We start from the raw sequence: 26,139 nt of genomic DNA, 5'->3' as shown, positions 1-26,139 counted from the left end.
TTCTTCCTAAAATCCGGGTACACAGTTGCTTTTTTGCATTTGTTCAGTTTCTGATTCTGTCTCAGATCGCTTTTTAATGTAATCCACCCTGTAGTAGGCTCTTTTTTGGTTATTCGGAGTTCTTAGGCTCTGTATCCTTCGTTTCTTCCCGCAAGAGCAGATTTGATATTTATCAATTCTATGGAACCGTCTGTGATCATGTATAATTTCGATAAAATGTATTCTTAACACTTCCAATTTTGGCGCAATTATTGCTTAGCAAGTGTATATTCGATATATCAATACAATATAAGGAAAATCATATTTTGTACGTTTCTCTGATAATATGTCTATTTATGACCATTTGACAACACAAATCCTTTTGTAGTTATGATTTGCTTTCTGAAATTGCACAGGATATTATGAATGCATCACAAATCGGAAAAATAGCAAACAAATGTTTGCAGGCATCGGTAACGAATAATCTTTCAAATTTTATAGGGGGAAAATATGATTGAGGGCTTGATTTTGCCGGCGGTTACGACTGGAGATCTTCAAGCGGCTATTGATGGAGTAAATCTTGTTTGGGCACTCGTTGTCACCTTCCTCATCTTTTTCATGCACGCAGGTTTCGCAATGCTGGAAGCGGGACAAGTCCGCTCCAAAAATGTCGCCAACCAACTGACAAAGAACATGCTCACGTGGGCCGTTGGAATTGTTGTTTTCTTCTTGATCGGGATGGGCGTCGCAAACAACGTTGGCTCTCTACTTGGTGGTGGAGACACCACTGCACTTACGATGTTCGATGGTCATCCAGACCAAGCAACCAGTGCTGCTGCCGATGGTTGGGTGCTGTGGTTATTCAGTGCTGTCTTTGCAATGACTGCAGCCACGATTGTCTCTGGTGCTGTTGCTGGGAGAGCAAAATTACGCGCTTACGTAGGGTATACATTCTTACTGGCAGCGATCATCTACCCGGTTGTTTCGGGACTAGTATGGTATGCACCTGAGGGAGCTCCCCTGCTCGCAGACCTTGGATTTGAAGACTTTGCCGGCGGTATGGTCGTACATGGAGTCGGGGGTATTGCTGGACTGACGGCAGCATACGTCCTTGGATCACGCATGGACCGTTACAACGATGATGGAAGTCTCAACACCATTCCGGGACACTCAATGACGTTTGCGGTCCTTGGAACATTGATCCTGAGCTTCGGGTGGTTTGGATTTAACGTTGGAACTGCTGCTACCCCCGTTGTCCTTGATGGGGCTGCTGAACTCGGGGACTTTGCATATGTTGGACGGGTTGCAATGGCAACAGCAATCGGAATGGGCATGGGAGGTATCGGTGCTGGACTGATGGCTTGGTATCTCACCGGCAAAGTCGACACACTATATGTAGCAAATGGATTTTTGGCGGGTTTGGTCAGTGTAACTGGGCCAGCGAACTTCCTTACACCAATGGGCGCAATTGCACTCGGATTGCTAGCTGGTCTGCATCTTCCGATTGTGTTTCGGTTTGTCAACCGTCAACTCAAAATTGACGATGTATGTGCTGTCTTCCCAGTCCACGGCACAGCAGGTGTATTAGGCCTGCTGTTATTCCCTCTGTTTTCGACAGAAGGATCAGCAATCGGAAGCAGTGTTGTTGCGGGTGGAATCCTTTCTGTCGATGCGGGACAGTTTGTTCCACAGATTCTCGGAATTAGTGTAATCACTGCTTGGACAGTTATTGCCACCGCTCTTGTCTGGGGTGGATTCAAAGCAATTGGTCAGGCACGCGTTACTCCTGATCATGAACAAGCTGGCCTTGACGTCGCTGAACACGGTGTTGAAACATACCCTGAATTCGGTCGTGAATATGCGACTGATGGTGGCCAAACTGTCGACATCGATGAGTACAATACCGACGAAGAAATTCGCACAGACGGTGGTACCCCAGAAGACATCCACCTTGTTATGGCATATATCCGTCCCGAGCTCATTGGTGATGTCAAAGCGGGGTTAATCGACACAGGGGTTACCTCCCTTACCGTCATGAATGTCTCTGGACGGGGGTCGGAAGACACCTCTACAAGTCAGTGGCGAGGAGAGTCATACAGTGTTGACCTTCACCAGAAGGTAAAAATCGAATGTGTTGTCTCTGATGTCCCGGTTGATGACGTAGTTGATGCAATTGCTAGTAACGCTCAAACTGGTAATCCGGGAGATGGCAAAATCTTTGTCCTTCCAGTGAGCGACGCTCATCAGATTCGAACCGGAGAGTCAGGCCCTGACGCTGTCTAAATCGGATTCTACAGAAAGAGCAGGCAGCGTGCCTCGGAATACTTCACAGGCGGTACGAAGTGGATGCCACGGGGCCTGCCCCCGAGGCACTTGACTTTTTTATCTTCTTTTATCAATCAGTTGTTGGTAATACGATTTCGTTATCCAGAACGCGCCAAAGCCTGTTCCACATATATGTGATAGTGAATGTATTTTGCACTTTCAATGGATGTTATGTCATATCATATCAGGGTCCTTTGCCAGAGGCTCAGGATTACACTATTTTGATGTTTTGTCTCTCAAAAACTAGGCTTGTGAGACAGAACTGATTTGATCCTCTATCTCAACAACTTGGTGTCCACACTCTGTACACTCCCACTTGCTTTTTTCACCCAACTCAATTGATGTTCGTGCATTTAACCAGAAATCTTGTTCTTCATCACATTCTGGACAGTACTTTGGGGTTTCAAGACTCATTGACTGTTATGTATTCTCATATCCTATCAACATAACGGTTGCCTTTTGGTTTTCGTCCGAACGCTAAAGTGGACGCTTCCCTTCCAATCTTGTATGAAAATCTATACTGGTTCTGGTGACGAGGGTATGACTGGCCTCCGAGACGGATCTCGTATCTCGAAGACAAGTCCCCGCATTGAGGCATATGGAACTGTTGACGAACTCAATGCACTTATCGGCACAATCCGGCCAACCGAGCACGACGAAATTGATGACATCTTATCTAGTGTACAGAATCATCTTCACATCCTTCAAGCTGAATTTGCTAATCCGGATTCTGAACCTGATGATCCACAAATACGCTCTGAGCATGTTGATACTATCGAATCATGGATCGATGAACATGAAGAATCGCTTGAGCCACTTCAGTCATTCATTCTACCAACTGGCAGTGAATCAGGATCAAAACTGCACTACGCTCGGACTGTGTGCCGCCGTGCAGAACGGCGTGCTGTTGCATTTGCAGCCGATAATCCGGTCAATGACCAAGCGATGGTGTATCTCAACCGGCTATCAGATCTTCTGTTTGTCTTGGGTCGTGTCGTTAACAGCCGTGATGGTGTTGAAGAAGAATCACCCACGTATTGACCTATTCTTCTCGTCGAAGCCGTTTTAATACAAATTGCTTGTCAAGCTTTGCTAAGAAATGCCCAAGTTTCGGCCCTTCTTCAAGTCCGAAGAACAGTTGATATCCTGTTGTGAAGAAATCCCCCACTTCGATATCATGATCACGGGCAATCTCAAATATTGCACCTTGAATTGCATCTGGATCATCGTGTGTCTCAATGAACGCAGCTAATTCATCAAGTGCTACAGCTGTCTTTTCGTCAATGTCAACTTCTGGCATTGACTCTCGTTTCAGTTCATAATTATATTCATTGTTTGTTCGCTCTGCCCATTGCCGAGCACGTTCAACTCGTGTCAGTGCATCTTCAACTGCCCAATCAGGGGCGTCCTCTGGGATATGTCCTTGACGACGAGCAACCTCTTCGCGCATCTCTTGATCATCTGTCATCCCAAGAACAGCGGCAAACGTGTACGGAATCCGAATTCGATCTTCTTCGACCGTATCAACAAGGAACGGGTACACTCGCTTTGCGTATGCTTTTTCGTCTTCTTCTGCATCTTGTTTCCCGAGTGCGATACGCTCTATCCGATCGAACTCATTGACAAGTTGGTCTAATCGCTCAATCGAGAAATCACGAGCCTTTGTTGGATCTTTAGCGAAGAAGTACAACAGCACCTCTGGCTCGATTAGTTCCAGAACCTCTGATACAAGTACAATGTGGCCTTCTGATGACGAGAACGGTTTGTCCTCAAGTGTAAACCACTCATAAACCATCGGCGTTGGTGGCTCAAAATCAAAGACATTCTTTGCAATATCAACACCACTTGGCCACGATCCTTCTGCATGGTCCTTTCCGAATGGCTCAAAATCTACATTAAGCAGGTTCCACTGGGCAACCCATTCAAACCGCCACGGTAGCTTGCCATCTCGAATTGACACTTCGCCTACATGACCGCAACCTTCTATTATCTGATCTCCTGCCTCAATATCGGTACATTCGTACTCTACAGTCTGTGCCTCTATATCAATCGACGTTACTGTTTCTGTGATCTTTCCACAGTTAGTACAAATTGGGTTGAACGGTATGTAATCATCCCCAACCGTATCCTGATACTTTGATAACACAGCGCTTGCCGTTGATTGGTTTCTGAGTAAGTCTGTAGTCAGTCCTTCAAATTCGCCTGACTCATACAGCTCAGTATTTGACTTGAGCTCAATTGGAATGTCAAGATCCGTGGCGATATCCCTAATCAAATTTGAGAAGTGAGCGCCGTACGAGTCACAGCATCCGAACGGATCTGGGATATCTGTATACGGTTTGCCTAAGTTTCTTCCAAGTGCTCCTGCATCAACATCACCTAGACCAACGATATTACCATCGAGATCAGCAAGCTTCCTTGGCAGTCCTCGCAGAGGATCACGATCATCGGCTGTGAACACCTGATTCACTTCATATCCACGTTCTCGTAGTACTTCTGCAACGAGATAACCAAGGACAATTTCATTTGCATTACCCAAATGAGGGATTCCAGACGGTGAAATTCCACCCTTGATTACAATCGGTTCACTCTTTGCATTCGCTTCGACCTCATCTGCTACTGCATCTGCCCAAAATTCATGGTGGGTATTGCTCCCAATGCTGTACGGATTATACTCTTCAGGAAGTTCATTAAATCCAATTGTTTGCTCAGACATCTGTTGATCCTGATGTGATTTCTGTTCCAGTGTGTTCTCCGCTCTGAACTGCTCGTTCGATGTTTGCTGGATCTGTCCCGTCGAGAACAATTGCCCTCAATCCTGATCGCTGCAAAATCTTCGCAGCGAGTAAGTCAACTGGGGCACCAGCCCCTGCGTTCATCTCAATATCGACGATAATATCAATCAACTCGCTTGCGGACAACTTAGAGATATACTCTGCGTCTTCTGTTTCCCGTGGATCAGCTGTATACACGCCATCAACTGATGTTGCATATACGAGTAGGTCAGCATTAATGTACTCTGCCAGTGCCGCTCCTACTGCATCTGTCGTCTGTGCGGGGACCACACCACCCATCACAACAATTTTTCCTCGCTGTAATCCTGAACTTGCTTCTTCGTAACTTGTCGGAGGCGTTTGCACAGCCTTATCGCCAAGAGCTGCAATCAACAATCGTGCATTAAGACGCGTCGCAGCAATTCCAATCTCATCAAGTTTCATTTCGTTTGCTCCAAGCTCCCGTGCCGTCTCAATGTACGTCCGAGCGGGAGAACCTCCACCAACAACGGCGGCGACTTGGTGGCCGCTTTCTGCGAGTGACGTGAGCACATCCGCATGTTTTGCAATCCGTGTAGGATCGTCCGGTGAAAGTACGCTCCCGCCAATAGAAACAACAATATTCATTGACTAAGCGTATCCCTGTCGAAGGTATAAACTAACCGCATGTCTTCTCAGCTACAGAGTATACAAGTGTGTTCAGTTCTCAATAGCACAGCATGTACGTTCTGGGCATTACTGGTCCATCTGAATCTGGGAAGACACTTCTAGTTGAACGGCTTCTGGATTCTCTCGATGGGCAGATAGCGACAATCAAACACTGTACTCACCAACCGGATATCGATACGGAACAGAAAGACACTGCCCGTCACCGCGACGCTGGCGCTACGACGACGTACGGATTAGCTGACGAGCACGGTTGGTTTGCCACCGGTGAAACCCGCTCACTCAATGAAACTCTCGATGAACTGGCACCTTCATATGACTATGCTCTAGTTGAGGGATTCCATTGGGCATCGATTCCACACGTTGAGCTTGGATCACGCGAAGGAAATGGTAAAACGTTGATGCGTGCATCCCACGGCGATAGCGTTGATGTTAAGAAACTCACCGAGTTGCTTCATGACACTGAGCCGTACATTACTCTGTCATCTCTTGTTCATCGGATTAAGCAATCCACAAAATCCGAGTATTCAGGTGCAATTGCTACCTTTACTGGCCGTGTTCGCCGCCTTGATGGCCCAGAAGATTCGCCGACGGAACATCTCACATTTGAAAAATATGAAGATGTAGCCGAGCATCGACTTACCGAACTTTGTTCTGAGTTAGAATCCCGAGATGGGGTCTATCGTGTTCTTGCTCATCACAAGACGGGGACGATACCAGCAGAAGATGATATTGTCTATGTTGTTGTCTTAGCAGGCCACCGACGAGAGGCGTTCGATACTGTCGAGGATGGGATTGATCGGCTTAAAGAAGAAGTCCCGATATTTAAAAAAGAAATCACGGTTGATGATGAATTCTGGCGACACGATACGCCATCGTGACTGTGATGTTGAGCCATCTGTGTGTCAGTGGGAAAACTATCGCATTACTGATGTACGTTCAGTTGCTATTGATGCTTGATGAGTGACGCCACGTCGTCTAATACTCCCCCCTCTCCAGACCAACTCTCTGGAGTGTTTGATGTTTATGATGTCGATAAGACCGAGGATGCGATTCTGTATTACGGGATTCCGCAGGTCCCCCCAAATCACATAGTTGAAAATCTCTGGCCGGTGTTCGAACAATCTGGATATGAAGTCCAGTATACAAGACGGACCGGGGAAGATGTTCTCGTTGTTACCCCCAAACAACCGACTAGCTCTAACAGTATTCCATGGACTCATATTATCTTATTTTCCCTAACAGTACTATCTACTCTGTTTGCTGGCGCAATGTGGTTCCATGTTGATGTCACCAGTGAGCCACTACAAATCTGGCGTGGCTGGCCGTTTGCGGCAGCAATCTTGACCGTATTAGGTATTCATGAGCTCGGTCACTATGTTCTTGGCCGATATCACAGTGTGAATGTAACGCTGCCGTATTTCATCCCTATTCCTACATTGATTGGAACAATGGGAGCAGTTATTCGACTTAGGGGTCGTATCCCAGACCGACGTGCATTATTCGATATTGGTGTTGCTGGACCGATCGCTGGTATCATTGCCACGATTATTGTAACGACTATTGGATTGTTTTTAGGTCCTGTCACTGTTCCAGAAACGGTTGTCGAAGCCGAGAATGCAGTCGAAATTGAACTTGGCTACCCTCCATTAATGGAAATTCTTGCGTGGATAACTGGCCAGCAGTTGTATTATGAGGACCCTACAAAGATGGTTCACCCTGTTGTTATCGGCGGATGGGTTGGTATGTTTGTTACTTTCCTTAACATGATTCCTGTTGGTCAGCTTGATGGAGGGCATATTGTTCGTGCACTTGCGGCTGAGTACCAGGAAACAATCGCGTCGCTGGTTCCAGGTGCATTGTTTGGTCTTGCTGGTGTGCTGTACTTCTTTTATGACGTTGCTTTCCAGAGTATCTTCGTTTGGATTGTCTGGGGAGGATTAGCACTCCTTGTTGCATTTGCTGGTCCAGCTAATCCTGTTCGTGATAGTGACACGCTTGGCCCGAAAAGAAAAATCATTGGCATTGTTGCGTTCGCTCTTGCAGCACTATGCTTTGCACCTATCCCAATTCAGGTCCAATAACCGTTTATCCGTCGTGAACTCACCCCGGGGGTCAAGCCCCGGGGCAGTCGCCTTGTACCGCCTGTACATGGACTTTCCTCAGTGCGTATATCCCTCATCAGCAAGTGGGGTATCATCAATAGTAACTCCTGTCTCTGTTACTTCTCCGATTATAGATACGGGTACTGGTGTTTTTTCAATCGCCTTGTCTGCATCTTCTTCTGGAATTGTACATACCAGCTCAAAGTCTTCACCAAAGGTTATTGCTTGATGTAACCGTTCGTCTGCACTTGCTGTCCTTCGTAGTTCTGATGCAACTGGGATCTCACTTGACTGTAGTGATATTCCACAATCGGATGCAGTAGCGAGTTGGTGGACCGACCTTGCTAACCCATCACTCGAGTCAATCATCGCCGTTGCATACGTCCCGAGTATTTTTCCGGCAGCGATGCGTGGCTGAAATTGAAATAGCTCGTTTGCGGTTGTTGTTTTGCCCTGTTCAAATAATTCTATTGCTGCCGCTGTTCTCCCCAGTGTGCCTGTCACACAGACCTTGTCTCCAACTTGCGCTCCGGATCTGTACACAGGTGAGTCCGTCTCTCCAATTGCCGTGGATACCACAGTAAATTCATCATGTCTATCGAGGTCACCACCAATGTACTCCGTCTGGGCCTGCTCACACACTGTAACAGCACCATCAATAAATGCTCCAAGATCATCTTCGTCAAATTCCGGAGATGCATATACCGCAACTGCCCCCTTCCCTGTTGCCCCCATGGCGGCAACATCTGACAGAGAGGCTCCAACTGACCGCCAGCCAGCTGTATAGTGGGAAACACCATCCGGGAAATCGGTTTTTGCATGCAGCATATCTGTCGTTATTACCAGATTGTCAATTACAGCTGCATCATCTCCCGCATGTTCTAGTTTCTCAGCAAGCATAGCGAGTGCAGCAGACTCATCCATGTTCCAATGTTAATTCGTGTTCATCTTTATATCTCCGCAAGAAGAGATTTGTTTAGCGTGTCAGTTCCGGCGTTGCTTCAGAATCAAAAGCTATCGATGCTCTTTAATGGTCCGAAAGGGTAGAAACTGCTATGACTACATTCTATGATGCTCCGGCCGACGCGCTGATTGACGCGCTCGCCGAAGAACTCGAAGACCGAATCGACCGGCCAGACTGGGCAGATTACACCAAGTCTGGTGTTGATACAGAACTGCCACCAGAACAGGAAGACTTCTGGGCAACCCGTGCTGCAAGCCTGCTTCGTCGTGTCGCTGCTGATGGTCCAGTTGGCGTCGAACGACTTTCAACGGCATACGGAGGAAGCAAGGGTGGCTCCAACCGTTATCGCGTTGCTCCAGATCACCGCGTCGACGGCAGTAAAAACATCATTCGAACACTACTGCAGGAACTTGAAGATGAAAATCTTGTTGAAACCCGAGAAGGATACGGCCGAGTTGTTACCGAGGAAGGCCAAAGTCTTCTCGACCAGACTGCTGCTGACGTGATTGCGGATCTAGACCGTCCGGAGCTTGAGCGATACGCATAGAATTTGTCGTAACGGTTTTTTCACTGCCAATACAATACTACAAGTATGAGCGGCAGCCCTGATGATGACATCGAAGAATTACGCAAGAAAAAGATGGAAGAGCTCCGTGACCGGGCGCAAGATGACCAAGGAGATGCTCAACAAGCGCGTCGGGAGCAGGCAGAAGCACAGAAGCAGGCTCTACTTCGGCAGCATCTGACTGATGGTGCCAGAAAGCGGCTTAACACGGTTGAAATGTCAAAACCAGAGTTCGCAAAACAAGTCGAACAGCAAGTCATTGCGCTCGCACGAAGTGGCCGGATACAAGACCAGATTGATGAAGAACAGATGAAAGAACTGCTCCAAGAACTGAAACCCGACGATGACGGGTTTAACATTCGTCGCCGATGACCACCCCAACAGTTGGTGTTCTATACAGTGGAGGTAAGGATTCCACACTAGCTGCATTGCTACTTGATCGGTTCTATGACGTTACGCTTGTAACAACTCACTTTGGAATCACTGACGCGTGGCAGCATGCACAGTCGGCAGCTGCTGAATTGCCTGGCTCATTCCAAGCGATTGAGCTTGACCGATCGATTGCTGAGACGGCTGTTGAAATCATGACCGATGATGGGTATCCTCGCAACGGAATTCAGCATGCCCACGACGAAGCCCTTGAGGCCCTTGCTGATCGTGACTTTGATGCGATTGCTGATGGCACGCGCCGTGATGATCGCGCTCCAACTGTTTCTCGGGCGGCAGCCCAGAGTATTGAGGATCGATACAATGTTGATTATATCGCTCCACTTTCCGGATTCGGACGATCAGCTGTGGATGATCTAGTATCACAAACGCTTGAGGTGACCGTTGGTCCAAGTGAAGATATCCCTCGCGCCGACTACGAGGCAGAACTCCGAGCAATTATCCGCGATGAATGGTCAGATGTCGCAATCACTGACATCTTTCCTGCTCACGATCAAACTGTTGTGACTGGTCTCAAATAACGATCTTCGTCCTCTCAACCAGATTCGACTTTTTGTATTACTTTGTGGACTGATTATCTTGATAGAGGACAGAAGGTTTCAAACACTCCCTTACCTAATTCACCTGTATGTACGATCGACTCAAGGGGTTTCGTGATTTTTATCCTGAAGAGATGCAGGCTCGGCGTGCGGTAACTGGGACGCTTGAGGAAACAGCACGCCAGTATGGTTTTCGCGAAATTGGTACTCCTGCCTTAGAGCGAACACAGATGTATGTTGACAAGAGTGGCGAAGAGATTGTTGACGAGCTCTACGCATTTACAGACAAAAGTGGCCGAGAAGTCGCTCTCACACCTGAATTGACTCCGACTGTCGCTCGCATGGTTGTCGAAAAGGGAAAAGAACTCCAGAAACCAATTAAATGGTATTCCACCCGGTCGTTTTGGCGATACGAACAGGTACAGCAGGGCCGATTTCGTGAATTCTACCAGACAAACGTTGATATCTTTGGCTCATCTGAGCCAGCTGCTGATGCGGAAATCCTTGCTTGGGCAGCTGATGCCCTGACAAATCTCGGACTAACGAATGACCACTTTGAGTTCAGAGTTTCACACCGTGATATTCTAGGAGGCCTGCTTGAGTCATTCGACAGTGAGGTCGACACAACTGCAGCTATCCGCACTGTTGACAAAAAAGAGAAGATCAGTACAAACGAATACTATCAGTTGCTTACCGATGCTGGTCTCTCTGAAGATCAAGCCCGAGAATTTGACCAGCTTCTTTCTGTCCCAGAGAACGAACTAGACGAGCTAGCCCGTACTGCTGGTACTGACCGCGTTGAAAGTGCTGTTTCTGATCTACAGGCTGTCTTATCAGCAGCAGATGACTTTGGTGTCCGTAACCACTGCAATCTTTCCCTTGAGACTGCACGAGGACTTGACTACTACACCGGAACGGTGTTCGAGTGCTTTGATACTGAAGGGGAAGTTTCACGCTCGATCTTTGGTGGTGGCCGATATGATGACCTTATTGGATCATTTGGTGGCGAACCAACCCCAGCTGTCGGTGTTGCTCCCGGTCACGCTACGCTTGGGCTCCTCTGCCAACGAGCTGGTGTATGGCCTGAAGAAACGCTCTCCACAGACTATTATGTCCTTCAGGTAGGTGACACTCGTCCAACTGCATCTCGAATTGCGCGTAGTCTCCGTGAACGAGGTCACATTGTTGAGGTTGATCTTGCTGACCGAGGATTTGGATCTCAGCTTGACTACGCTGATGGCATCAACGCAGAAACTGTTATCATCGTAGGTGAACGAGACCTCGAAAATGACGAAGTGACGATCAAAGACATGCAGTCCGGAGATCAAATACAGGTTCCTGTAGACGAGTTCCCGGGCGACCATTCCCGTCCAACATACGAGACCTTCGTCTAATACTCACGAAACCAGAGACCTATTGTGACATATGCCTAAGCATGCTTTTCGGGTTGCTTACGATGGCCAAGGATATCATGGGTTTCAGCGGCAGCCTGACGTAGATACCATCTCTGACACCTTCTTAGATGCCCTTGCTGCACTTGATATTCATGACGAAAACATCCCTCCGGGATATGCGGCTTCGGGGAGAACTGATGCTGGTGTTTCTGCGGTCGCACAAACCATTGCGTTTGATGCGCCAAAATGGCTTACCCCGGAAGCAATAAATACCTATCTTCCAGATGATATCATCGTATGGGCATACACGACAGTTCCTGAAGAGTTCCATCCGACTCACGATGCTGTCCGTCGGCGGTATGAGTACCTGCTTTATCCTGACGGACATCTAGATACTTCCCGGCTTGAATCGGCCATTACCCGTCTTTCTGGCTATCATGATTTCCACAATTTGACTCTAGACTCAACTGGCACTCACCGAGATCTTACAATTGAGTTTCAACTTGATGACCCGTATATTGTCCTTCAGTTCGAATCAGATGGATTCCCTAGACAGTTTGTTCGACGGGCGGTCTCATTACTTCGCATGATTGCAACTGGTGCTCGTGACTTGGCATTTATTGACCGTGTCCTTTCAGATCAGCCTCTACCGGGGCCAGACGGTATAGCACCAGCATCCCCACTTCCACTGCTGTTAGTTGATGTTGTTTACTCTAATCGGTCATTTCAGCCTTCTAATGCTGTTGAGAACCACGTCTCAACGTTTACTAAATTCCATAAACAGCATCTACTCCGCGCAGGTGTTGTTTCACGGATCTCTGACCGAATTCAAGATTTGTCTGTAGAGTCTGCCTGACCTGGATCTGCGAGTGGTCCAACTCCTTTTCGTGCAAGGATACCCAATGTGACAAATCCGATTCCCAGTAGCAGCAGAACCATACCCATCTCGCTAAACACGCCAAGGTATCGTCCAATAACTCCAGTGATTGTTTCTGTTGGGTCAATTGGTGGCTCTTCCTCTTCGATAACTGTTTGTATTGTTTCACCCACAAATGATTCGGCAGTTGATATTCCAAGAATCCATATTCCACCAACAAGCGCGCTGATTCCGCCAATCTCCCATAGCGCCCATGACCGTGTCTCTGCTACAGCAAACATTAGCACGGCGATCAACACCGAGAATGCTGCCAGTACAATCGAGACTGTCCCGATCATCGACACTCCAGACTGCACAAGTGCAACGTCTTCGTCATCATTGTTTGTTACTTCCGTACTCACTACATCATCAATTGACTCGTCAATTTCCTCTCTGGTCAGTGTCTCTACTCCGTCCGCTAAATCTTCTTGTGATTCTTCAAGTCGATCTATGTACTCATCATATTCTAGTTCTGTCTCATCATCGACTGCATCTTGATGGGCTAATATGAACCCAGCGACACCGCCTTGTAGGTGCTCATCAATACCTATTTCGTCGGCGTATTCCTCTGCGTCGCCTCTAGTATCAATTACTCTGTCTCCATTCAGGTCCATTGGTTCATTCTCAGCAATTATCTCTTCGTAATCATCTTCGCCTTCTGCCATTTCAACAATCTGTTCTCCAATCTCCTCAAATCCTTCCCCATCATCTATGTACTCATCGAAGAGTTCTTCGTAGCTACTGTCACGAACCTCAACCTTAGCACTGTAAGAGACTGCTTCTTTCACTTCAACAGTATTTATTGACAGCACTAATTCATCCCGTTCTCCATCTAAAAATTCGTACGTTCGATCTATGTTTGGTTCTGTTTGCTCTTGTATATACGTAGCTGATAAATTCTGCTCAACACCTTGTATAACTGCGTCTATCTCACCTGTCTCATTCTCTTGATCTTCGATTTCCTCTTCAAGTGCCTGTAATCCCTCTTCAAATGCCACGTCGTAGACTCCTTCTTCCTCAAGCGTTTCTTTTGTAAATTCGTCATCGAGCACACTCCGGTCCAATCCAATCGTTACTGTTGCAGTTGTCAGTGATAACAACAATAGTAGCCCCAGCAGTGTGAGTCCGATTCCCCGTACAATTTTGCCCATGTGTGAGATTAGGAAATAGGATGGTAATACATGTCACGATAATATGCAACGCATTGATTGAATTTTGATCCGTGGGGCCACGTTTGCCACAATTGATATTGTTTGTGGGACAAAGAATTTGTATGGCATCTGTCCCAGAACGTTCTGAGATCGACCTTGAGTATCGCTGGAGTCTTAACACCGTTTATGAATCTGATGAAGCGTGGGAGTCCGATTTTGTCAATCTCCAGGAGCGTGTTTCCACGTTATCTGAGTACGCCTCCGCTGATTTGACGGATCCAGAACCACTCTATGAGGTACTTTCTCTCCGGGATGAAATTATGCGTGAGTTGTCCACACTTGCTGCATATGCTCGTATGCGTCGTGATGAAGATACACGAAATCAAGAATACCAAGCAATGGTTGCCCGATCACAATCTCTACAAAGTAAAGCTGCCAGTGCTGCAAGCTTTATTGAGCCAGCTATCCAGCAACTTGACCGTGATGAAGTCTCCAACCTTATTGAGACCAATCCTGAACTCGATACATATGAGCATTACCTTGATAATATTCTCCGCTTGAAGCCCCACACGAGGTCATCCGAAGTTGAAGAAGTCCTTGCTGACCTTTCAGAGGTAACTGGTGCGTCAGGCGAAGTATATCAAACATTGACCAACGCCGATATGGAATTCCCAAGTGCTGAAGGCCCTGATGGTGATTCTATCAATATTACACTCTCTAATTTTACAACACTACAAAAAAACCCCGACCGAGACACTCGTCGCCGTGTCTACGAAACATTCTATGATAAATGGGAATCTGTACGGAACACCGTTGGTCGGGCCTATGAGAAATCTGTTCGATCAGATGTTAAACACGCACAGATCCGCAATTACGACTCTGCTCGGGAGGCGGCTCTTCACAGTTCCAATATTCCTGTATCCGTGTATGATACACTACTTGATACAGTACAGGATAACCTCGATGTGCTCGATGAGCACGCTAAACTAAAACAGGACGCGCTCAATGTCGACGAACTTCGAGGCTGGGATCTGTATATGCCTGTTGCACAGAGTGAGGGTCCTGATATTGAGTATGAGACAGCAACTGAACATGTGACAGAGGCTCTTGGTGCTCTTGGCGATGATTATCAACAACGTGTTGCTGACGGTATCTCTTCACGATGGGTTGATGTCTACGAGAATAAGGGTAAACAGTCTGGAGCGTACTCAGGAGGAACGTACGATACACAGCCATTCATTCTGATGAACTATCAAGATGATATCTCCTCGATGTACACGCTAGCGCACGAACTTGGTCACTCGATACATTCGCAGTTAACCAGTGAAAATCAACCGTACGTCTATAGCAAGTATGATATTTTCGTCGCTGAGGTCGCCTCGACTGTCAATGAAGTTTTACTCACTAACCATCTCCTTGAGACAGTTGATAATCTTCATTTCCGCCGACACGTCCTAAATGAGTATCTTGAGCGATTTCGGTCAACATTGTTCCGCCAGACGATGTTTGCGAGCTTTGAACATCGCACGCATGAACTTATTGAAGCCGGTGAAGCACTTACTCCTGATCGGCTTGATGAGGTATACGGTGATCTCAAATCTACATTCTATCCATCTGCTTCCTTTGATGACCGAATGAGCCGTGAGTGGATGCGCATCCCACACTTCTATCGTGCATTCTACGTCTATCAATATGCGACAGGGATTAGTGCTGCTGTTGACATTGCTACTCGTATTCTTGATGGATCTACAGATGCTCGTGATGCGTATCTTGAGGCTCTCAAGCTTGGTGGTTCTGCATATCCGGTTGATGTACTGGAAACAGCCGGCGTTGATGTGACAGATGCTGGCTATCTTGAGTCAGCTATTGAGGAGTACGAGCGCAGTCTTGATGAGATGAAGTCACTCCAGTAACAGGTCGCCCGGATAGCTGCGTTATTTTTATTTTCATCACCGTGATGATCTATGTTTCCTGAATTTGAGCACGTGTTCTAGGTTGAGCAGGCGCAATACTACGGTCTTCAGGCCGTGGATACACGTCGTGACTCAGTGCCACGTTCTGCTGGCAAGAACATAGCCGAGTTTCCAATTCTAATATTCATGTTACAGGAATCTCTGTACACCGGTAGGGCCAGGTCGGAACGGAGCGGATTCCGAACGACCTTCGGAAGTCCTTCGAAAATCGGAGATTTCCGTGATCACGAGAGAGTCGTTTCTCGGACGACGGCCTGTCCGCTCTCGTAACGAGGTAGTATCCGAAAGACAGGTGGTGAACACCGTATCCCAGAAGAGTGCGGCCGCGTGCTTCCTGTTGCAGCAACCTACGATACCTCCGAGTCTGTTGACGCTGACTCGGCGTTCGCCGGACAAAAACAACCACGAACGCCGACGACGCTGAGGATAGGAGTAACGGCCACTTGGCATGGCCAGTCAGCCACTGTCACGATGGCTGGGTTAGATGCACACTCCGGTAAAGCGACGGAGCCATGGTTGCGAACCTGAAAATCCCCCCGATCGGGATTCCTCCGCGTTTACCCGGAAGAAATGTAAAGTAAATAATAAGAAGAGCTAAGTACGGCTTCGGAGAGCTCCGAGTGAAGCCGGCCGAACCCCGGTCAGACCAGTGTAAGAACTCAGAGAAGAACGGCGAAACAACGGAGTGAGAAACCCGAACGATGACAGGCAAATCGACGACTAAACATCACGTGGTTCAGTGAATAAAGAAATCGTATTCACAACAACTGATAGATCTTGTAGTAAGGTACATTCATTGTTCTCGGCGGTGTGTATTTATCCATGAGACAAAGTATTCTTGAGACTGCGCCAGCAGGTCTTATCCCGGCGGCGTGGATTGTAGCCATTCTGGCTGAGTTTGGCTACTTTTCAATACGAACTCTTCTTATCGCACACATCATTATGTGCATATTCCTCTCAATCTTCGCTATCACTGGTTGGTCACAGATGGACTACGGGGTTCTTCGTATCTGGCGAGTCGTAATCGCTGTTGGATTTATCGTTACACTCATTAGCACACTTGGGCTTTTGTGGGATGAACACGCCGGAATGCTTGCAGCTGGGCTATACGGGTGGATGCTACTTCCTGGTGTAGCGCTAATTTATACTGGCGTTGAGATTGATTCTCGCCAAGAACTATATTTGGCCGGGGGATTGCTCAGTTTTCTCGGAGCTATTGTTGCTGGTGCTGTCCCGTCTGTCGCTGGCATTCCGCCTCTTGTCTTTGGGGCTATCTTGGCTGGTATCGGCCAGACAGTCGCAATTGCTGATGCGGCAACCAGATGAGACTCATTACAGATTTTGAGCTATCGCTTACCACGAGCTCATAAATCTGTCGTTTGGTACCAACCATCACCCAAAAGGCACTTCTAAGCTTAAGGCCCTACTAGTTATCAATAGATGTCACACAGCCCTTCGCTTCCAGATCGACCAAGGCTGGATCTTGATCCGGATATGTCCGAGGAAGAACGTCTTTCAGCACTTCGCCAGCACTACTTCGATATTCTTGAAGTTCATAATCAACTTCAGGAACAACTCGAAACTGCTGACGATCGCAAGCAAGAATTACAACAGAAAACTGATCGTCTTGAACGAGAGAATGAGAAGCTCAAGACGACCTCGTTGTATGTTGCTACCGTTGAAGAGATCGCAAACGGCGAGGCAATTGTTCGCCAGCATGGTAACAACCAAGAGATTCTTACCTCAGTGTCTGACCGCTTAGCACAAGAGATTGAACCGGGAGACCGAGTAACCGTCAATGATTCATTCACAATTAAAACTACCCTTGATCAGGAGACGGATGCTCGAGCCCAAGCTATGGAAATCGATGCCTCACCAGATGTAACATACGAAGACATCGGGGGTATTGACGCACAAATTCGAGAGGTTCGAGAGGCGGTTGAACAACCACTTAAGAATCCTGAGCAGTTCAAAACGGTTGGTATCGATCCCCCAAGCGGAGTGCTCCTCTATGGTCCACCAGGTACCGGAAAGACCATGCTTGCAAAAGCTGTTGCCAATCAGACTGATGCGACATTTATCAAGATGGCCGGATCTGAACTTGTTCGTAAATTTATTGGCGAAGGGTCCAGACTTGTTCGTGACTTGTTTGAGCTTGCTGAAGAGCGTGCTCCAGCGGTTATCTTTATTGACGAAATTGACGCGATTGCAGCCAAACGGACGGAGTCAAAAACGTCTGGTGACGCTGAAGTGCAGCGGACAATGATGCAACTCCTCAATGAAATGGATGGTTTTGATGACCGCGGCGAAGTCCGGATCATTGCTGCGACAAATCGATTTGACATGCTTGATCGCGCAATTCTTCGTCCGGGTCGGTTTGACCGTCTTATTGAGGTACCGAATCCAGATGAAGAGGGGCGAAAGCGGATTCTGCAAATCCATACCCGCGGTATGAACCTCTCTGACGATGTTGATTTCAATGCATTAGCAGCCAAAACCGAAGGATTTTCTGGTGCCAAAATTGAGAATATCACAACAGAAGCAGGAATGTTTGCGATTCGTGACGACCGAACTACTGTTCAAAACTCAGACTTCCTCAAGGCATTTGAGAAGATCCGTGACTCCGAAACAACAGATACTGTTAGCTCAGACGGATACGCTGATTACGCGTACTAATATTTCCGCTATTTCTTGCTAACGTTCATTAGTCCGGTTTCAGTGTTACAGCGGTAGCGAGGCGAACGCTCATCGGCTTTAGCCGTGGGATGAAGCCGACAACTGGGAAGTGTTCCACGGGATTGGGCTATTCCGGAGTTTTAACGTGTGATCGAGATATAAACACAACCGCATCGAGGCGGCCTTGCCGCCCGAACAAACGGATCATATCGGGATTCGGGCCCACCACGTCTGAAAGCATCCTCCTTCAGGCCGCTAGTTGTGGATTTCGACCAGCACGGTACCGCTGAATCCCATGCCAGGATCGGAGACGCGGCTTGGTGGTTCGAGAATCGAAGATTCTCGTCATCACGAAAATCAAAGAGTTTCAAACGACCCTGCCAGCAGTCCGTTCATGCCGATTGGACTGCAACCCTGAAACTCCCAACCCAGCGGTGCGGTGCCATGGGAATCCCACCCCGTTCACGGGTCGGAGGAGGTCAACAAGAGCTCACTTGTCCTGATTCCACCAATGAGTTCAATTAATCTTTGATCAAATCATCAACGACCGGCAAGATTCTTTTTCATCTTGGTGTTTCCCCGCGAAGAGTTTTATACGTTTCACTCAAATACTATATCAGATGTCCGAACCGAGACGACTTCGCGACCAAGATGAGGTTAAGGTCGCGATTATTGAAGCTCTTGCTGACCGTAGTGAGCAAGGGATGACAATCTTTGAACTTCGTGCCCGGACGGATATTGATATTGATACTCTTGAGTCGCATCTGACTGAACTGAAACAAGACCGATTTATCAAAATTGATGAGTCATCCAATGATCAGATTGTCATTAAACCAACTGAACGTGCGCTTAATTCGACTCAGTTTAACGAATCTTCTTCATCTTTCCTTGATGAGCTTCGTGATCGACTTCCTTTCTGATGTTAGTCATGTTCAGCTATTGACCTCTTCCCCCGGCTGAAGACGGTGGGCTTCCGCTCGCTATGTGTCAATTTAGCATCGATTTAATCTGTTCCTTGGAGAGTAAGGTGGTTGGACGGTCCATATCTACTCCGATTTCTCCAGCGAAAACATGCATTCCTGCTCTTTGTACCTTTTTAGGAAGATTATATCCTCGTTGAATAAGCTTCCCAAGAGAAATCTCAATTGCTAAATCGTCGCGCCATTGTGACTCATATTGGCGTGTTGTCGCTGGATTCTCTGGTTCAAGTGTCTGTGCGGCGTGATCTGCACAGGCTAATCCGTAGAGAATACCGCCACCAGTGAATGGCTTTGTTTGCGCGGCTGCATCTCCAATCAGCGCAGTCCGATGCCCTGTTACTGTATCAGGCGGCCCAATTGGAATCACACCAGAATACGTGTGCTCCGGGTTGACATCATATGCTGTGCACAACTGATTATATTGTTGCTTTACTCCAGACCCAGGAGGTGCCCCGACCCCATACTCCACTCCTGCCTGTCCGCGTGGAATCCGCCACGCAAAAAACGATGGAACGGTCAAATGTACGTCCACAAAATCTCCAGTATCTGGTTTACTGCTGTGTCCGAAAACTCCATGCAGAAACTGTTCTGGCTCTGGTAGTCCGACTTCTGATCTTACCCTCGACTGTGGACCATCACAGCCAATTACCATCTTGGCGTTGAACTTTTCTACATCATTCTGGGTTCGTGATTCAATACGAACGTGATTTTTCCCTTCACTGACGTTGATCACCGAATGCTCTGTCTTAAGCACTGCTCCAACTGTTGTCGCTTGTTTGGCCATCTGCTTATCCAGCGCTTTCCTGTCAATTACCCCTGAGATCGGATCCTGCTGGTAAAACGGAATACCCTTTGTATATCCTTTCCATTCCGTATGAAATCTAGCCCCACGAATCTCGTTTTGCAAGAGTTGTTCTCGTGGTGAATCAACATACTCCCAGAGATCTTGGCTTACATGTCCAGAACACGCTAGTGGATCTCCAACTGAGCCTTGCTCTAGCAAAAGCACGTCATATCCGTTGGTTGCTGCCTGCTGTGCAAACCGTGATCCTGCTGGTCCAGCCCCAACGACAGCAAAGTCCCACATGTATTGATACTATGACGCTATCTAGTTCAATGGCTCGTTTCCATAGCTTGGCAAGTGTACTGAGCGCTATATATCCTAGAAATTTTCCAGAATATGCCAAAATAGCGACTCTGAACTGCCCCTGTATTCACTGTCTTGGAAAGGTTAATGTTTCTAACGCCCGTATAAACGATTACGATGGGAGAGTTCACTGAAGAAGAACGGCAAATTCTCGCATACCTGCGAGACAGTGCCGACAGAGGAAAGCGCTACTTTCGCGCTAGGCATATCGCTGATGCACTTGATCTGTCTTCGAAACAGGTTGGAACTCGCCTACCAGAACTTGATGAGAAAACAGAAGACTTCGAGATCGAAAAATGGGGCCGTGCTCGTTCCACGACGTGGAAGGTCACCCTTTCCACATGACCTCTGATCCTATATCCACTTTGGTCTGTTGCGGTCTATCTCGTTGATATATTACATATCTTGGCCTATCTTTGCGTGATTTGTAACTACCAAATAATATATGTCCCTTCCAACAAACACTAATAAAATCTATTAACCATGATTCAAGCTCCAAGCAATTGCAGGGTATTAATCGCCCTTTCGTCCGGTATCGTTACCCCATTTGCGGATACCATTGGCTTTTTACCGTACAATCTTGACTAATCAATCATGACAGTCCGGGTCGATCGTACGATTGAAGTTAATGCATCGCCGGAAGATGTCTGGGAATTCATCTCTGACCCGGCGAAGCGTGCCCAAGCCGTTAGTGTTGTTTCTGACTATGAACTAAAAGACGAAGACGGAACTGCTGCAACATGGTATGTTGAAATCCCAATTCCGTTTGTCAATCGAACCGTATCTGTTCACACAGAAGATACTGAACGAAATCCGCCGCACTTTGTTCGATTTGTCGGCCGGTCAAAAGCCATGCGTGTCGAGGGTGAACACACTATCGAAAAAACTGAAAATGGTGCGCAGCTCACGAATGAATTTGTTGTTGATGGTCGTCTTCCTGGTATCGAGCAGTACTTTGTCCGGAACCTTGACACGGAGCTACAGAATTTAGAAACTGAACTTCGAGCAGCACTCAAGCAATGAAGCTTGCATTAGCGCAGTTGGATGTTAAGCCCCAAGACATTGAAGGAAATCTCTCTCGGGCCTGTCAATCTATCCGTGATGCAGCCGATGCTGGCGCTGATCTTGTTTGTCTTCCAGAAATGTTTAACGTCGGATACGCTGCATTTGACATTTACGAACAGGCTGCAGAACCAATCTCAGGCGATACGCTTGCGGAACTTTCTCATGTTGCTGCTGACAATGATATCGCTGTTCTTGCCGGCACAATTGTTGAAGATTTAGCTGCTACATCAACTGCTGAGACGCCAGCAGAGACCGGATTATCAAACACAGCTGTACTGCTTGATTCTAACGGAGAACGTCAACTTATCTATCGAAAACATCACCTATTTGGCTACCACTCAGAGGAAAGTAACCTTCTCACACCTGGTGATCGAGTTTCCGTTACTGACTTATGTGGATTTACCATCGGGATAACAACATGCTATGATCTCCGATTTCCTGAGTTATATCGTCAACTAGTTGATCAGGGCGCAACACTTGTCCTTGTCCCGTCTGCGTGGCCATACCCTCGTGTTGAGCACTGGAAACTTCTTCCACAGGCTCGTGCCGTAGAAAATCTTCTGTATATTGGTGCAGTCAACGGTGCTGATACACCTGATTCCCAGCTAGTTGGGAGGTCAGCTATCTATGACCCTTGGGGGACAACTGTTGCAACCACCAGTCATAGTCCTGACCTTGTAATTGATGAGATTTACCCAGATCGTGTTCAATCTGTTCGTGATCGATTCTCTGCCCTTGACGACCGTCATATCAGATAGTACCTGAATGCAAACGTCTTTTCTTCAGTCCCTGCTTTGTTCTTGGCATGCCGCCAGCGATCGAAACTGTTGATCTTGTCAAAGAGTATGGTGATCTTCGGGCACTTGATGAAGTTTCTCTTACTGTTGAAGATGGAGAATTTTTTGGACTACTTGGTCCAAATGGTGCTGGAAAGACTACCTTCATTTCCATTCTGGTTGGGCTGGTACACAAAACCGGTGGCAAAGCCCGTGTCTTTGGCCATGACGTACAGACTGATTACCAGCAAGCCCGAAATATGATTGGAATCGCACCGCAGGAGTTTAATGTTGATCGATTTTTCCCCATTGAAGAGGTTCTCGTACACAAGGCTGGGTACCATGGTATCTCAGCAGCAAAGGCAAAAGAACGTGCACAAGAAGTGCTCCAACTGGTCGGGATATATGACAAGCGAAATGCCACATTTGATGAATTATCTGGTGGAATGAAGCGCCGCCTCCTTCTTGCAAGAGCATTAGTTACTGATCCGGATTTACTTATCCTTGACGAGCCGACGGCTGGTGTTGATGTTGAACTCCGACATGATCTCTGGGATATCATTCGAGAACTAAACGAACAGGGGACAACAATCCTCCTCACGACCCATTACATTGAGGAAGCAGAACGTCTCTGTGACCGCGTTGCGATTCTCAACATGGGTGATGTGATCACTGTTGCAACACCTACCGAACTCAAACACCGAGGAACTGATACAATCTATGTCAGCGTTGAGAATCCCCCGACTGTTCCACCACAACTCAATGGCCATGCTGAAGATATATGGATGGACTCTGGTCGTATTGCTGTACAAGTCAAGGACGGTGGATCAGCCGCGCCAGCAGTCATTTCAGATATAAAGGCAGCTGGATATGATATTACAAATCTTGAAATTACCCGAACATCACTGGAGGATATCTTTGTTGACCTAACACACAATGAGGTGAGTTCTTAATGTGGACTATACGTGGACGAACGCTCTTTAAGCGTGAAATCAAGCGATACATCCGTCGCCCAAAAAACACGTTTATGCCACCAGCAATCACAAATGTGCTTTATTTTGCCGTCTTCGGTGTCATTCTTGGTGGACGGATCGATCAGATTGCTGGATTTTCGTATATCTTGTTCATATTGCCTGGTTTGATTGTTTTAGGAGCGATATCCAATGCGTTCGAAAATGCTTCATTCTCTATCTTCCATGGTCGGTGGAATGAGTACATACATGCACCGCTTACTTCACCAATGTCTCATACTGAGATGGTAGTTGCTTATGTTGGTGCCAGTGCTGTCCGTGGACTTCTTGTTGGTGTTATTATTGCTGCTGTTGGACGCTTATTCACACCAATCGGTGTTGAACATGCATTGTTACTTATTGTGACAATGGTCATTATCTGTGTCCTATTTGCTGGCCTCGGAGTAATTGGTGGACTGTGGGCAGACGACTTTGACGACCTTACTGTGATGACTCAATTTATCATCCGACCACTGGTTTTCTTTGGTGCAGTCTTTTATTCTCTTGAGGTCCTTTCTCCATTCTGGCAAACTGTTTCAATGTTAAATCCAATGGTGTATATGGTTGATACTGTCCGTTACAGTATGCTCGGATATGCGGATCTCACGCCGTATGTATCCATTATTGTGTTGCTGGTTGCTACAGCTATTGTTCTTACTGTTGATATTTTACTCGTTAAACGTGGATATGGCCTTACTAATTAACCTTGGCCCCTCCCACGGCTGAAGACCGTCGGATTCTGATCGCTATGTGTCGATAACTGTACGCTACTCTTGCACTGTATTAGTTCGTTGTAATTCGATCAAAATCCGTTGAACTCGTCAGCTCCGTTATCGAGATCACGAAATGCGTCAGCAAAATCATCGTGACCTTCGAGCTGGTTGATCCGATCATCAAGCTTCTCTCTAAGCTCATCAACACGCTCAACAAGCTCTTGATACTCCTCGTTTTTCTCAAGCTCTTGCTCTGATTTTTCAGTCTGAAGAAGCGACTTTTTAGACGCCAACGAGTAGTACTCCTGGACTTCTTTTTGATATTCTGACCGAGTTTGAATCCGATCAACCAAATCTAGAAGTTCATCCTTTGAAACTGGCTTAACGAGATAATCATCAAATCCCATCTCGATAATATCAAAGTCTGGGTCAACTGCGGTGACCATCACAACGCGTGCATCATACTTTTTTTCCCGGATTTTCTCTAAAACCTCATCGCCAGAGAGACCGGGCATCCGACGATCAAGCAGGACAAGGTCTATCTCTTCAGACATCTTCTCAAGTGCGTTTTCACCGTCATAGGCCGTCTCAACAGTGTAATCCTGCTGAAGCCACGCTGCAAAAAGATCAGCGAGCCTAGATTCGTCGTCTACAACAAGAATATTCGCGCTGTCAGATGCCATTGTATGTAATTAGATAACTTGTTAATTTAATGTTCGTATCTACTACTACTTATCTTGCGATTGATGCCGACTTGTTTCGTGTGGTACTATCTGTCCACCGCACTTAAACATTTTACTAAGATTCTACTATTAGTGGCTACTATTTATTTGAGATACTTGTCATTAAGATGGTTTATCGATTGCTCGATGATAGACGGTTCGTAGGTTAAAACACCTTTATATGTATCATTATCCTCAGCAATTGCAATCAGTGCACACTGCTGTAGCGGATCTCCTCCTCCATCGTATACCACAAACCATGTCTGCTCGATTTCATCTGTAGTTTCAAGATGTAGTGTTATCTGTTCTGATTCAGGTGGGTCCTCATCTGGAACAGCATAGATGTTAACGTCCATACTCTGATTTGCAAGTGACTCATATGTCTCCTGTTGATCCTTGAAAGAACTCACATACTGAAACCCGGCGTGCAAGGTCCCTTCGCCAATCCGCATTGCACGGTCTTCAATCTCTCTGGACATATGGACCATTTCCTGTGTGTCTCTAGCTGGAAACGAACGTTCATCGATGTGGCGTGACAGTCGACTTGCCATCTCTCGCTCTGCCTGAAGCATTTCAAGTAATTCAGGAACCGGATAGGCGGAGGGGGATCGATCCGGATGTTCTAAAACAGCTGTATTATTTGGCCGTCCAGTTGTTGTCCGCTCTGTAATTATCTCTATGTTTCGGTCTGCTAGATGACCTCGGAGCTCTTCAATCATAGATTGCTCTTCAGTATTATACACTCGTAGCGTTGCACTGCGCTCCCTGACAGTGTCAACAATATCTGCAAGCCCCATTCGAATATGTCTTGAGACGGCAGACGATAAAAAACCGACGCTGGCTTTAGTTTCACCGTGCTCCGGGCATCTTTTAATCTTCCCGTTGCTATTTTTCGGTAATGTCTCAACAGTCTACACTCGGCGACGACCCAGGTATCGCTGAAGAACTGGCTGAGGGCCAGCGATCTATCTCTATCGCCGAGTTTTTCGAGAAAAATAAGCATATGCTCGGGTTCGATAGTCCGGCCCGAGGTCTTGTCACTGCAGTAAAAGAGGGAGTTGATAATTCACTTGATGCTGCTGAAGAAGCTGGTATCTTACCGGATATTTATGTAGAAATCACTGAAGTCGGTGATTACTATCAACTTGTTATTGAGGATAATGGTCCTGGAATTACCAAAGAGCAGATTCCAAAGGTCTTCGGTAAACTGCTTTACGGATCCCGATTTCATAAACGCGAGCAGTCTCTAACA

At 47.0% G+C, this 26,139-nt stretch carries 25 protein-coding genes and 2 pseudogenes; 19 read left to right on the top strand and 8 right to left on the bottom strand.

The features are described 5' to 3' along the window. The first annotated feature begins 489 nt into the window (after positions 1-489). On the top strand, positions 490-2,262 hold the full coding sequence (locus tag K0C01_RS03745) for an ammonium transporter (protein WP_221170709.1): 1,773 nt from the start codon (positions 490-492) through the stop codon (positions 2,260-2,262). A gap of 285 nt (positions 2,263-2,547) precedes the next feature. Here the strand turns inward: K0C01_RS03745 and K0C01_RS03740 are convergent, their stop codons facing one another. Further along, a complete protein-coding gene (locus K0C01_RS03740; RefSeq protein ID WP_221170708.1) occupies positions 2,548-2,718 on the bottom strand; it encodes a DUF7838 family putative zinc beta-ribbon protein in 171 nt (56 codons plus the stop codon). 93 nt (positions 2,719-2,811) lie between these two features. On the opposite strand from K0C01_RS03740, the gene K0C01_RS03735 reads away from it, so the two are divergent. Beyond that, a complete protein-coding gene (locus K0C01_RS03735; protein WP_221170707.1) occupies positions 2,812-3,345 on the top strand; it encodes a cob(I)yrinic acid a,c-diamide adenosyltransferase in 534 nt (177 codons plus the stop codon). Between the two features lies 1 nt (position 3,346). Here K0C01_RS03735 and lysS read toward each other — a convergent pair whose 3' ends face one another. After that, a complete protein-coding gene (gene lysS, locus K0C01_RS03730) occupies positions 3,347-5,020 on the bottom strand; it encodes a lysine--tRNA ligase (RefSeq protein ID WP_221170706.1) in 1,674 nt (557 codons plus the stop codon). Beyond that, positions 5,013-5,705: a UMP kinase gene (gene pyrH / locus K0C01_RS03725; RefSeq protein WP_221170705.1), complete on the bottom strand. Its 693-nt coding sequence runs from the start codon at positions 5,703-5,705 to the stop codon at positions 5,013-5,015. The genes lysS and pyrH overlap by 8 nt, the downstream gene beginning before the upstream one ends. 92 nt (positions 5,706-5,797) lie before the next feature. Here pyrH and K0C01_RS03720 point away from each other — a divergent pair, with 92 nt between their 5' ends. Together K0C01_RS03720 and K0C01_RS03715 are read left to right on the top strand one after the other, a co-directional pair. After that, on the top strand, positions 5,798-6,625 hold the full coding sequence (locus K0C01_RS03720; protein WP_221170704.1) for a molybdopterin synthase: 828 nt from the start codon (positions 5,798-5,800) through the stop codon (positions 6,623-6,625). A 78-nt stretch (positions 6,626-6,703) separates the two neighbouring features. Beyond that, positions 6,704-7,828 (top strand): site-2 protease family protein, encoded by a 1,125-nt coding sequence (locus tag K0C01_RS03715; RefSeq protein ID WP_221170703.1) that lies wholly within the window; start codon positions 6,704-6,706, stop codon positions 7,826-7,828. 78 nt (positions 7,829-7,906) lie between these two features. On the opposite strand, the gene thiL is transcribed toward K0C01_RS03715, so the two are convergent. Beyond that, positions 7,907-8,773, bottom strand: a complete 867-nt coding sequence (gene thiL, locus K0C01_RS03710; protein ID WP_221170702.1) for a thiamine-phosphate kinase — start codon at positions 8,771-8,773, stop codon at positions 7,907-7,909. 131 nt (positions 8,774-8,904) lie between these two features. Here thiL and K0C01_RS03705 point away from each other — a divergent pair, with 131 nt between their 5' ends. The 5 genes from K0C01_RS03705 (at position 8,905) to truA (ending at position 12,614) form a co-directional block, all read left to right on the top strand. Further along, a complete protein-coding gene (locus K0C01_RS03705; protein ID WP_221170701.1) occupies positions 8,905-9,360 on the top strand; it encodes a 30S ribosomal protein S19e in 456 nt (151 codons plus the stop codon). A gap of 45 nt (positions 9,361-9,405) precedes the next feature. Next, on the top strand, positions 9,406-9,750 hold the full coding sequence (locus tag K0C01_RS03700) for a DNA-binding protein (protein ID WP_221170700.1): 345 nt from the start codon (positions 9,406-9,408) through the stop codon (positions 9,748-9,750). Beyond that, positions 9,747-10,346, top strand: coding sequence for a DUF7411 family protein (locus K0C01_RS03695; protein WP_221170699.1), 600 nt, complete (start codon positions 9,747-9,749; stop codon positions 10,344-10,346). Before K0C01_RS03700 ends, K0C01_RS03695 begins: the two co-directional genes overlap by 4 nt. A gap of 107 nt (positions 10,347-10,453) precedes the next feature. After that, the gene (gene hisS / locus K0C01_RS03690; RefSeq protein ID WP_221170698.1) at positions 10,454-11,758 is read left to right on the top strand and encodes a histidine--tRNA ligase; all 1,305 of its coding nucleotides are present in this window, start codon (positions 10,454-10,456) and stop codon (positions 11,756-11,758) included. Between the two features lie 31 nt (positions 11,759-11,789). Continuing rightward, a complete protein-coding gene (truA, locus tag K0C01_RS03685) occupies positions 11,790-12,614 on the top strand; it encodes a tRNA pseudouridine(38-40) synthase TruA (protein WP_221170697.1) in 825 nt (274 codons plus the stop codon). Here the strand turns inward: truA and K0C01_RS03680 are convergent. Beyond that, positions 12,587-13,825, bottom strand: coding sequence for a hypothetical protein (locus K0C01_RS03680; RefSeq protein WP_221170696.1), 1,239 nt, complete (start codon positions 13,823-13,825; stop codon positions 12,587-12,589). The genes truA and K0C01_RS03680 overlap by 28 nt on opposite strands. 122 nt (positions 13,826-13,947) lie before the next feature. Between K0C01_RS03680 and pepF the strand changes: the two genes are divergently transcribed. The 4 genes from pepF to K0C01_RS03660 all read left to right on the top strand — a co-directional run bounded on the left by pepF (position 13,948) and on the right by K0C01_RS03660 (position 19,394). Beyond that, entirely contained in the window at positions 13,948-15,738 is a 1,791-nt protein-coding gene (gene pepF, locus K0C01_RS03675) for an oligoendopeptidase F (RefSeq protein WP_221170695.1), read from the top strand. Between the two features lie 882 nt (positions 15,739-16,620). Beyond that, a complete protein-coding gene (locus K0C01_RS03670) occupies positions 16,621-17,124 on the top strand; it encodes a hypothetical protein (RefSeq protein WP_221170694.1) in 504 nt (167 codons plus the stop codon). A 114-nt stretch (positions 17,125-17,238) separates the two neighbouring features. Continuing rightward, positions 17,239-18,474: a proteasome-activating nucleotidase Pan2 gene (locus K0C01_RS03665; RefSeq protein ID WP_221170693.1), complete on the top strand. Its 1,236-nt coding sequence runs from the start codon at positions 17,239-17,241 to the stop codon at positions 18,472-18,474. Positions 18,475-19,094: 620 nt separating this feature from the next. Further along, complete coding sequence (locus K0C01_RS03660) at positions 19,095-19,394, top strand: DUF6432 family protein (RefSeq protein WP_221170692.1); 300 nt, start codon at positions 19,095-19,097, stop codon at positions 19,392-19,394. 67 nt (positions 19,395-19,461) lie between these two features. Here the strand turns inward: K0C01_RS03660 and K0C01_RS03655 are convergent, their stop codons facing one another. Continuing rightward, positions 19,462-20,541, bottom strand: a complete 1,080-nt coding sequence (locus K0C01_RS03655; RefSeq protein WP_221170691.1) for a geranylgeranyl reductase family protein — start codon at positions 20,539-20,541, stop codon at positions 19,462-19,464. 177 nt (positions 20,542-20,718) lie between these two features. Here K0C01_RS03655 and K0C01_RS03650 point away from each other — a divergent pair, with 177 nt between their 5' ends. The 5 genes and pseudogenes from K0C01_RS03650 to K0C01_RS03630 all read left to right on the top strand — a co-directional run bounded on the left by K0C01_RS03650 (position 20,719) and on the right by K0C01_RS03630 (position 24,156). After that, positions 20,719-20,946: a DUF7123 family protein gene (locus tag K0C01_RS03650; RefSeq protein ID WP_221170690.1), complete on the top strand. Its 228-nt coding sequence runs from the start codon at positions 20,719-20,721 to the stop codon at positions 20,944-20,946. A gap of 249 nt (positions 20,947-21,195) precedes the next feature. Beyond that, on the top strand, positions 21,196-21,624 hold the full coding sequence (locus K0C01_RS03645) for an SRPBCC family protein (RefSeq protein ID WP_221170689.1): 429 nt from the start codon (positions 21,196-21,198) through the stop codon (positions 21,622-21,624). After that, positions 21,621-22,424, top strand: coding sequence for a nitrilase-related carbon-nitrogen hydrolase (locus K0C01_RS03640; RefSeq protein WP_221170688.1), 804 nt, complete (start codon positions 21,621-21,623; stop codon positions 22,422-22,424). Before K0C01_RS03645 ends, K0C01_RS03640 begins: the two co-directional genes overlap by 4 nt. A 47-nt stretch (positions 22,425-22,471) precedes the next feature. Beyond that, positions 22,472-23,383: pseudogene (locus K0C01_RS03635) on the top strand (ATP-binding cassette domain-containing protein); the annotation flags it as partial. An 11-nt stretch (positions 23,384-23,394) separates the two neighbouring features. Further along, positions 23,395-24,156 (top strand): ABC transporter permease, encoded by a 762-nt coding sequence (locus tag K0C01_RS03630; RefSeq protein WP_221170686.1) that lies wholly within the window; start codon positions 23,395-23,397, stop codon positions 24,154-24,156. A gap of 98 nt (positions 24,157-24,254) precedes the next feature. Here the strand turns inward: K0C01_RS03630 and K0C01_RS03625 are convergent, their stop codons facing one another. After that, positions 24,255-24,848, bottom strand: a complete 594-nt coding sequence (locus K0C01_RS03625) for a HalX domain-containing protein (RefSeq protein WP_221170685.1) — start codon at positions 24,846-24,848, stop codon at positions 24,255-24,257. A 143-nt stretch (positions 24,849-24,991) separates the two neighbouring features. After that, positions 24,992-25,684: a DICT sensory domain-containing protein gene (locus K0C01_RS03620; RefSeq protein WP_221170684.1), complete on the bottom strand. Its 693-nt coding sequence runs from the start codon at positions 25,682-25,684 to the stop codon at positions 24,992-24,994. Positions 25,685-25,785: 101 nt separating this feature from the next. Between K0C01_RS03620 and K0C01_RS13050 the strand changes: the two are divergent. Further along, a pseudogene (locus tag K0C01_RS13050) lies at positions 25,786-26,133 on the top strand (ATP-binding protein); the annotation flags it as partial. Positions 26,134-26,139: the final 6 nt, after the last annotated feature.

This window comes from Salinarchaeum sp. IM2453 (assembly GCF_019693215.1).
In the GTDB taxonomy this organism is placed as follows: domain Archaea; phylum Halobacteriota; class Halobacteria; order Halobacteriales; family Salinarchaeaceae; genus IM2453.
This window is presented reverse-complemented; position numbering and strand designations above follow the sequence as displayed.